Raw genomic sequence first — 7,038 nt, 5'->3', positions numbered from 1 at the left:
CAATAATCTCTTCCGCATATTTTTCTCTATTCAGCATCTTTCTTCTCCTTCCCGTACCGCAACTGATACGGTACTTCCTTAAAATCTCTCAATGCATCCGGGTTTGGATGCTTCGGTATTCTCGTTTGCTTGTCCGTCAGCGATTTAATGGCTCTATTACGTTCTTTGATGTCTCTATGCATTACTCCGCCCTCCTATCACAGCCACAATCTCCCGGTACTCTCTTTCTCTTTTAGAGATTTCCCGATTAAGTACATCCAACCGTCTAAACAGTGCCGCCGTGTACTCTTCGTCCGTCAGCTCCGTTGTTCTTTTCTTACCTTTTGCTGCAAGTGGCAACCGTACCTGTTCGCCGTTATGCATCAGGATCTTGATGATCTCCAATCGCGGCACACAATTTAAATCTGCTAAAATCTGCAACTGGCTTGCTCTGTCCTTTGCGCTGCGGTACTGCCTGCAAATTTCTCCCTCCGTCATATTCACTTCAACCACCTCCCGGTTGTGAATTTAGCACCTGTTTTTCTAATTCGTCATAGTCATACTGACGATGATTAATATTACTAAAAGCATTGCTTTTGCCCTTATGCCCTGTTGCTTTGCCAGGCACATAGTTCTCATCCAGATAATCTACATAGCCACTGTTAAAAAATGTACTCCCATACTGCGCTTTCCTCCAGTCGGCGTCCTTCTGCAATTCAAGACTGTAGCGGTCAATCGCTTTAACAAGCCTATCTTCCCCGATTGCAAGTAGCCGTTTCTTTTGGGTATCCGATACCTGTCCTTTGCCTTTTTTGTTCGGATATGCTTTCCACAGACGTTCGAACAACGCTTTGGCATCCGCCAAAGTATTTTTATTATTATCATTAACATTTACAGTAACATTAACATTATCAGTAATAGGGTTATTTTGCTTTTCAGAAAAACCATTTGCTTTTTTTGCTTTCTCTTGTTTTTGTGAAATATCTTTTGTTTTTGGTCTGCCGCCAAGTTTTCCGGCTTCCCGACGTTTCTCAATCTTCTCTAAATATGCGGCAGTGTCACGATCTATCCTTGATTTGATAAAGCTGAATGCCATATTTGTCATGCCGTCCATCTCTGGGAGTTCATCCCCTGACGCGTAACACAATACTGCCGTCAGGAGTGCTCCTCGCTGTTCCATCGTAAGCAGTTTTATATGTTCCAGATACTCCGCATACAGGACAAAGCTGCTCTTTTCATCCGTCAAGACATCACCCCGTTTCCAAGTCCTTAAGAAGCTCTCTCAGTGACATTTTTGCCTGCGCCTGTGTAAGTTCCGTAATGGTCACTTCAATTCTTGGATTGTCCTTATCCACGTCCGTATCAAAGTAAAAATGCGGTATATATTTCTGACCATCATCTTTGATTACCCATGCTTTTTTCAAGCTGTCCTGCACGAACTTGGCGGCGCAGGACAAAATGTTATCATTATCCCTGCGACGGTCTTTTTCATAAAACTGATAGTAGATCAGAACCGGATCCGTAATATGTACACCGGGAAGTTGCTGCCTTATATACCAGATGATAGAATCCTCGCTTTTCTTTTTCATCCGTCCGCCCTTGCGGGGATTCGTCCGGTTGGCGGCTGTGTAATCATTCAGGCCATCCAACCGTCCGGGAATCGTAAATTTATACTCCATTGACACCACCCATTCCCACATTACAGCTTCTTATTTCAAGGATTGTATTATTACTTGGATTCCATCCTTCGACATATTCAACAGCTTCCTGGTATCTCTTGGTTGGAATATTGTTTCTGGAATTGACTCTGAAATAATCCTGAATATCATGATTACACTCAGAAAACACCTTTTTGCTCATTTCCTTATACGCCAGTGCTTTTTTACCACCAAGAACCTCAATCACTCTTTTATTTACAGTTTTCTTTAATTCCTGCTGCTGTTCATAATCAATGGTCATAGTATTTTCAAGATGTGTGATTCTCTCTTCATGTCCATCGATCATACCAAGCTGTACACGCATCATTTCCTGTGGTGTCAGCGGTTTTTGATAGGTGCCGGTTCTTCTGATCTGTGGCAGCACTTCCGATGTCACCCAACGTTTGAAACGCTTTGCTCCTGGCATTTTGCTTGAAAGAATCAAACTGTAAAGTCCCGATTCATTAATACAAATAACTTCCCGGTTTTGACCTGACAGAACGATTCGTTCGGTCAGCTTATCCTCTTCGTCAACATGATCTCTGATGGCTTTTTGTGTATTTGTATATTGCAAAATTTCCGCAATGTCTTTCGCAACAAACCACGGTTCTCCATCTACCGTTACTGTTCGGATCTCTCCAAACTCTCTATTCTTAAAAATCTCTAACTGATTCAATATCTTCTCCTTTCCCTCCGGCACCCATCGGCACCGGAGATCATGGCTCTCAATAATACTGCGATATATTATTCTGCATGAACTGTTTCTTAAGGTGTTTCAACCCTACAAATAACTTTTTCCATATCTCTTCCGAAATGTGTCCCTGGCATCATCCTCGTTCACATCCTCATGTTCTACGATATAGTGCTTTTCCCACGCAAGCTGACCGATGATGTGCATCAACACACTCATTTCCTTATTACGGTGCACGCTCATGTTCCCCTCATGATGCTCATAGGATAACGGCACCCACAAACCATCTTCGTCCGATAACCGGCGGTTCGCTGTCCCCTCAAAGATATGATGCCTGTGCACGTTCGGCGTGCCGTCGATCATGTCATACCCGGCATATTTCATATCAACAACAATAGAATCTTTCATCTACACCTCCCCGATCAATTCGCTTGACCAGATAGGCCTATCCAATACTTTCGTATGCTTGCAGTAATCACAATGTTCACAACGCATCGGCTCTACTGCTCCACTTTTCAGCATAAGGATTGTTGATACGTTGTGCTCAACCTCTGTAAGTGCTTCATCAAGCAGGCTCTGTTCCACAGCGATCACCTGTATATCAGCCTCTTTTTCTTTTGAGACTGCTGCAATAAAAAATGGAAGTTTCTTCCCTGTATTGATTTCAACAACTTTCTGATAAACTGCGCCCTGAATGTAATAACCCCATTCTGCAAGGAAATTAAGGTGTCCTGTATCTGGATGATAAAATTCCTTGGTAATACTCTGACAGGTTTTCAGATCCACAATGCATTTGCCTGGATGGTAACTGTCAATTTTGATTTTCCACTTTGCACCAAACATATCCGCTGTCATGATGACCTGTTTTTCACCACTCATGTACTGCATAAACAGTGCATCCCTTTCACATCGGTTAATCATCTCATTTGCCTTTACATACTCGGCTTTCAGATTTCCATCCTTTTTAAACATGCATGGATGCTGCGCTTTGAATAAATCAAGCGTTCCCTCAAAATGTGCATCTACATAAGAACCGACCATCAATGCTGTGGAATCTTCCATAGCCTCCACCCATGTACCATTTAACTTTGAAAGGGCATATTCTTCACAGCCGGGCTTACCGTATGTACCCATAAAATCTTTATACTGGCTGACAGATAAATACTCTTCATTTGCCTCACGGCTGTAATAATTCTCACTCGTTAATAACATTATCAAATACCTCCGATGCTTCTTTTGCGATTTGTGCCTGTCTGGAATCTGCGAATGGATCCGGCACATCTTTTTCAATAGGGAAATAATCTTCTGTCTTTGCCTGTCCGTTTTTCAAAGCTGTGTATACTCCCCATAAGTCGGTACACTCGTCAGCACCAAAATCTCCCATGTTCCGTCCTGCATATTTTTCAATCTGTTCTTTTGTAACTCCAAAATCTTTTTTAAACAGCTTTTCAATCTTGTTAATCTTCTCCTGACTCGGAAGTTCTCCATAGCTTTTTTTCTGTGTTTCTTTACATTCATTAACAGCCATGTCTACAACGTCTCCCGGAATAACTCCAAGTATGCAGGCTCTCATTCTTCTTGCACCGAAGTTTGCGGTAGCCTCATAAATATCCCTGCTGTCAGTAAGCGCATACGATCCATTTCTTGTATCTCTTTTATGCTCAACACCGAAAATCTTTGTCACACGGGTATTTGTCTCTAAATCCCACGCATATGCCATCATTTCTGATTTTCCGTCTTTCTGCTCTAACTCGATAATTCCATAGTCGATATTTCCCCAGTTCTGAGCTAATGACTCCGCCAGACGGACCGATGGTCCGCTGACGTTCTGTCCGCCTCTTGGATATGAATAAATTGCCTGTTCTGCTAACGTGGCTCTCTGACAACTCCTTCTTATCTTTTCTATTGCTTCATATTCATCTCTGGGAAACTTCTTAGCCATAAAGATGGCGCCCTGAACTTCCTGTGTCTGTCTGTTTACCATCATTTCTGTCTGTGATGTCTTAGGTGCAACTGCCGTCTGCTGCCCTACTGATACCATATTATCCATGCCATACCTCCTATAATGTAACTACCGTCATTGTGTCATCATCTGTTGTTCTGGTCGCAATAAACTGCAACCCTTTGTTTTTGCATTTCTGATACAGTTTTTCACGCAGATCTGTTGCAAGTTTCTCCACTCCATCGATCAGGATGATATTTAAACCGTTCGGGTTCTGAATTGCCACATCAATGCAGAGATCCAGTTTTTCTCCCTCTGACAGGTTCGATACCGGCAGACCGTTAATCAATGGCGTTCCATTTTCTACCGTCAGACCAGCGATCGGAATCGTACAGTTCGTAAGGATTTCCCCCGGAAGCGTTCTCGCTTTTTCAATCTTATCTGTAAGCTCCTGTGACTGTGCCTGCATTTCCTCGATTTCGCTCTGCAGACGGAGCATTCTTTTATATTCATTGATATGAGACTGCATTTTTTCAATCTCCTGTGCCTGCTCCTGCAATGCTGTCACATCCTGTGGCTGCTTGTCTGCATATTCTGCATACTCGGCGATCTCTGCATCAAAACGTGCCACATTCGCTTTGTAAGTCTGTTCGATGACTTCCAACTTATCTGATTTCTTAGATGCAAGCTGTTCTTTTTCCGTCTCATAAGCTCTAATCTGTTCATTTAAAGATGCAATGGATTTATCAATCTGGTTTGCACGGTTAGCAATTTCACGATCCAGTGCTGTGATCTCAATCTCACGATCCGCATCAAACTTTCTAATCTTACTATCGCGACTGTCTCTCAACAGTTTTGCTCTCTCGATGGTCTGATTTTCTTTCTGCATACGCTCGATCTGACGATAAATATCTCCGGCGCTTGCCTGTTCCCATTTTTCAACGTCATATCCAACTGGGATACCATTTGCGATCTCTTCCACAAAAGCTTTTTTATTTCTGATATCGCGGTCAATATTACGGCGGTTCTGATAATAATCGCCGTTCTCTGCCTGAATATCATTCAGCACAGAAAGAATGTTCTGATCGTAAGAAACCCACGCCGGAATCTCCCCGAACCACTCCTTGATTTTGTTCATATCCCATGGATACTCAATCATATCAAGGATAATCGCATTCTGCTGCTTTTTATCCATGTTCATAAACTCGATAGGGTTCAACTGCAACGGTGTGAATAATTCCTTTAAAAACGCTTCTGGACTTCCTACCTCTAAACCATCTCTTTTCACTGACTTATAAGGTGCCTTTCCTATTCTGACCTTACGATCAATGGAAAGTCCGGTATCCGTTTCAACGATAATCTCGCCCTCGTTCTCTCCCTTATGTACGATATAGTCGCGATCACTCTTATTGGCAAGCGCGTACTTAATTGCATCCAGCACAGAACTCTTGCCTGTACCATTTTTACCAGACAGCTCCAAAGAACTTCCATCTGCCTCATACTCTCTGATTCCGAAAAGATTTTTGATTTTAATTTTTGTAATATTACTCATTCTCGATCTCCTTTAATATCTGTATTCTCTTGTCACTTTGTCCCCATCGTTCTCAATCATGATGGATAATTCTGTCTCAGTATTGAGACAGAACCTGCTTCTTATATCTCCGTTGGATGTACAGACAATCGCTGCCACTCCCTCAACGCCGATTTCTTCTAAAACCTCACTCAAATGCTGCAACTCTTCAATAAGATTTTCCTCATCCTTACTGCACAACTTAATTTTTGACACTTATAAATTCCTCCATTTCCATCTGCGTCCAATCCGTTGCCCGGACCATCCACTCAATCTGTTTTTCGCGCTTCTGCCGTTCTGTCTCCCCGGTTATGCAGTCATCACACACTCCGTTACGACCTTCGCCCGGATCCATGGAACAGCCACAGCGTTTGCATTGTTTCTCATACATTGACACAACCTCAATTTCAGTGTTACAATAAACGCAGAAATACTTGGTATTTCCACGATTGAAATAGCACCTGCTCTCGCCAAAGTTCAGGGTGCTATTTTTTTGTCCTCGATCAACACCATATCCCCATCCAGCTTGTCCGCTTGATGAAAATAAAACATCTCGATCTGCATCTCTCTTCTGCGCTCCGACAGAACTCTCAACCCGTATCCAGCTCCGGCGATAAATCCACCAAGGATACAGACTGCTCCGGCGTAGTACATATACACTCCGTCGCTGTCGAGACAGCACATGGCAAGCATTGATATAACCCCGCCGGTTGCCATGATGATTTTAGATAACCTTCTCATTGTTTTCCGACTCTTCCCTTCTTTCTATTCCAAGGAACTTATCCAACTTTGTCCGGAAAATAAAGTATTCATGCTGTCCGCCCTTATTCTTCGGTGTGACAACTCTGCCTAAGTCCCAGTCCTTTGCTGCCATCTTTCTTCTAAGATATTCAGGATGGCATCCGATTTCTTTAGCAGCATCAGCAACACTGACTCGCTGACATTTTTCGCTTTTTTCTTTTGTCAATGCCTCACTTCCCTTCTACCGGAATCCCGATCACACTCTCCATCAGATCAATGTGATCTACGGTTATATGTAACTCGGTATGCGGATCATGGTTCTTTTTCAACCAGTCGACTACCGGCTTACACAGTTTTTCTAACTCTTCTGCTTCGCTCATATTTCTCCTTTCTCGTTACATTTCTTTATTTCTCCATC

14 protein-coding genes are annotated in these 7,038 nt (G+C 42.8%); all 14 read right to left on the bottom strand.

Translation table 11 applies throughout. The annotated features are described in order from the left end of the window. Positions 1–26: 26 nt before the first annotated feature. Positions 27–182, bottom strand: coding sequence for a hypothetical protein (locus DW650_RS19625; protein WP_158576251.1), 156 nt, complete (start codon positions 180–182; stop codon positions 27–29). Continuing rightward, positions 175–483 carry a hypothetical protein gene (locus DW650_RS18940; RefSeq protein ID WP_118210851.1) on the bottom strand — a complete coding sequence of 103 codons (309 nt, stop codon included), beginning with the start codon at positions 481–483 and terminating at the stop codon, positions 175–177. Before DW650_RS18940 ends, DW650_RS19625 begins: the two co-directional genes overlap by 8 nt. Before the next feature lies 1 nt (position 484). After that, positions 485–1,225, bottom strand: coding sequence for a DUF6291 domain-containing protein (locus tag DW650_RS18935; RefSeq protein WP_118209730.1), 741 nt, complete (start codon positions 1,223–1,225; stop codon positions 485–487). Positions 1,226–1,229: 4 nt separating this feature from the next. Then, complete coding sequence (locus DW650_RS18930; protein ID WP_015522355.1) at positions 1,230–1,658, bottom strand: RusA family crossover junction endodeoxyribonuclease; 429 nt, start codon at positions 1,656–1,658, stop codon at positions 1,230–1,232. Beyond that, a complete protein-coding gene (locus DW650_RS18925) occupies positions 1,648–2,352 on the bottom strand; it encodes a BRO family protein (RefSeq protein ID WP_199654334.1) in 705 nt (234 codons plus the stop codon). Before DW650_RS18925 ends, DW650_RS18930 begins: the two co-directional genes overlap by 11 nt. A gap of 105 nt (positions 2,353–2,457) precedes the next feature. Beyond that, a complete protein-coding gene (locus DW650_RS18920) occupies positions 2,458–2,775 on the bottom strand; it encodes a hypothetical protein (protein WP_118210849.1) in 318 nt (105 codons plus the stop codon). Further along, on the bottom strand, positions 2,776–3,579 hold the full coding sequence (locus tag DW650_RS18915; RefSeq protein WP_118210848.1) for a PD-(D/E)XK nuclease-like domain-containing protein: 804 nt from the start codon (positions 3,577–3,579) through the stop codon (positions 2,776–2,778). It lies immediately after the preceding gene. Then, positions 3,563–4,417 (bottom strand): hypothetical protein, encoded by an 855-nt coding sequence (locus DW650_RS18910; RefSeq protein ID WP_118210847.1) that lies wholly within the window; start codon positions 4,415–4,417, stop codon positions 3,563–3,565. The genes DW650_RS18915 and DW650_RS18910 overlap by 17 nt, the downstream gene beginning before the upstream one ends. Positions 4,418–4,427: 10 nt before the next feature. Next, complete coding sequence (locus tag DW650_RS18905; RefSeq protein ID WP_118210846.1) at positions 4,428–5,861, bottom strand: AAA family ATPase; 1,434 nt, start codon at positions 5,859–5,861, stop codon at positions 4,428–4,430. A gap of 12 nt (positions 5,862–5,873) precedes the next feature. After that, positions 5,874–6,095: a hypothetical protein gene (locus DW650_RS18900; protein ID WP_118210845.1), complete on the bottom strand. Its 222-nt coding sequence runs from the start codon at positions 6,093–6,095 to the stop codon at positions 5,874–5,876. Further along, positions 6,082–6,270: a hypothetical protein gene (locus DW650_RS18895; RefSeq protein ID WP_118210844.1), complete on the bottom strand. Its 189-nt coding sequence runs from the start codon at positions 6,268–6,270 to the stop codon at positions 6,082–6,084. The genes DW650_RS18900 and DW650_RS18895 overlap by 14 nt, the downstream gene beginning before the upstream one ends. 86 nt (positions 6,271–6,356) lie before the next feature. Then, on the bottom strand, positions 6,357–6,620 hold the full coding sequence (locus DW650_RS18890) for a lectin-1 (protein ID WP_243103025.1): 264 nt from the start codon (positions 6,618–6,620) through the stop codon (positions 6,357–6,359). Continuing rightward, positions 6,604–6,846 carry a hypothetical protein gene (locus DW650_RS18885; RefSeq protein WP_118210843.1) on the bottom strand — a complete coding sequence of 81 codons (243 nt, stop codon included), beginning with the start codon at positions 6,844–6,846 and terminating at the stop codon, positions 6,604–6,606. Before DW650_RS18885 ends, DW650_RS18890 begins: the two co-directional genes overlap by 17 nt. 4 nt (positions 6,847–6,850) lie before the next feature. Continuing rightward, complete coding sequence (locus DW650_RS19820; protein WP_199654332.1) at positions 6,851–7,000, bottom strand: hypothetical protein; 150 nt, start codon at positions 6,998–7,000, stop codon at positions 6,851–6,853. Positions 7,001–7,038 lie beyond the last annotated feature (38 nt).

Origin of the sequence: Roseburia sp. AM23-20 (assembly GCF_003470905.1) — a bacterium.
Classification (GTDB): domain Bacteria; phylum Bacillota; class Clostridia; order Lachnospirales; family Lachnospiraceae; genus Roseburia; species Roseburia rectibacter.
This window is presented reverse-complemented; position numbering and strand designations above follow the sequence as displayed.

Excerpts from the sequence above, each read along its gene's own strand:
- DW650_RS18890 (WP_243103025.1), bottom strand. The coding sequence starts at position 6,620 with ATGAGAAGGTTATCTAAAATCATCATGGCAACCGGCGGGGTTATATCA.
- DW650_RS18920 (WP_118210849.1), bottom strand. The coding sequence starts at position 2,775 with ATGAAAGATTCTATTGTTGTTGATATGAAATATGCCGGGTATGACATG.
- DW650_RS19820 (WP_199654332.1), bottom strand. The coding sequence starts at position 7,000 with ATGAGCGAAGCAGAAGAGTTAGAAAAACTGTGTAAGCCGGTAGTCGAC.
- DW650_RS18905 (WP_118210846.1), bottom strand. The coding sequence starts at position 5,861 with ATGAGTAATATTACAAAAATTAAAATCAAAAATCTTTTCGGAATCAGA.
- DW650_RS18910 (WP_118210847.1), bottom strand. The coding sequence starts at position 4,417 with ATGGATAATATGGTATCAGTAGGGCAGCAGACGGCAGTTGCACCTAAG.
- DW650_RS19625 (WP_158576251.1), bottom strand. The coding sequence starts at position 182 with ATGCATAGAGACATCAAAGAACGTAATAGAGCCATTAAATCGCTGACG.
- DW650_RS18915 (WP_118210848.1), bottom strand. The coding sequence starts at position 3,579 with ATGTTATTAACGAGTGAGAATTATTACAGCCGTGAGGCAAATGAAGAG.
- DW650_RS18930 (WP_015522355.1), bottom strand. The coding sequence starts at position 1,658 with ATGGAGTATAAATTTACGATTCCCGGACGGTTGGATGGCCTGAATGAT.
- DW650_RS18895 (WP_118210844.1), bottom strand. The coding sequence starts at position 6,270 with ATGTATGAGAAACAATGCAAACGCTGTGGCTGTTCCATGGATCCGGGC.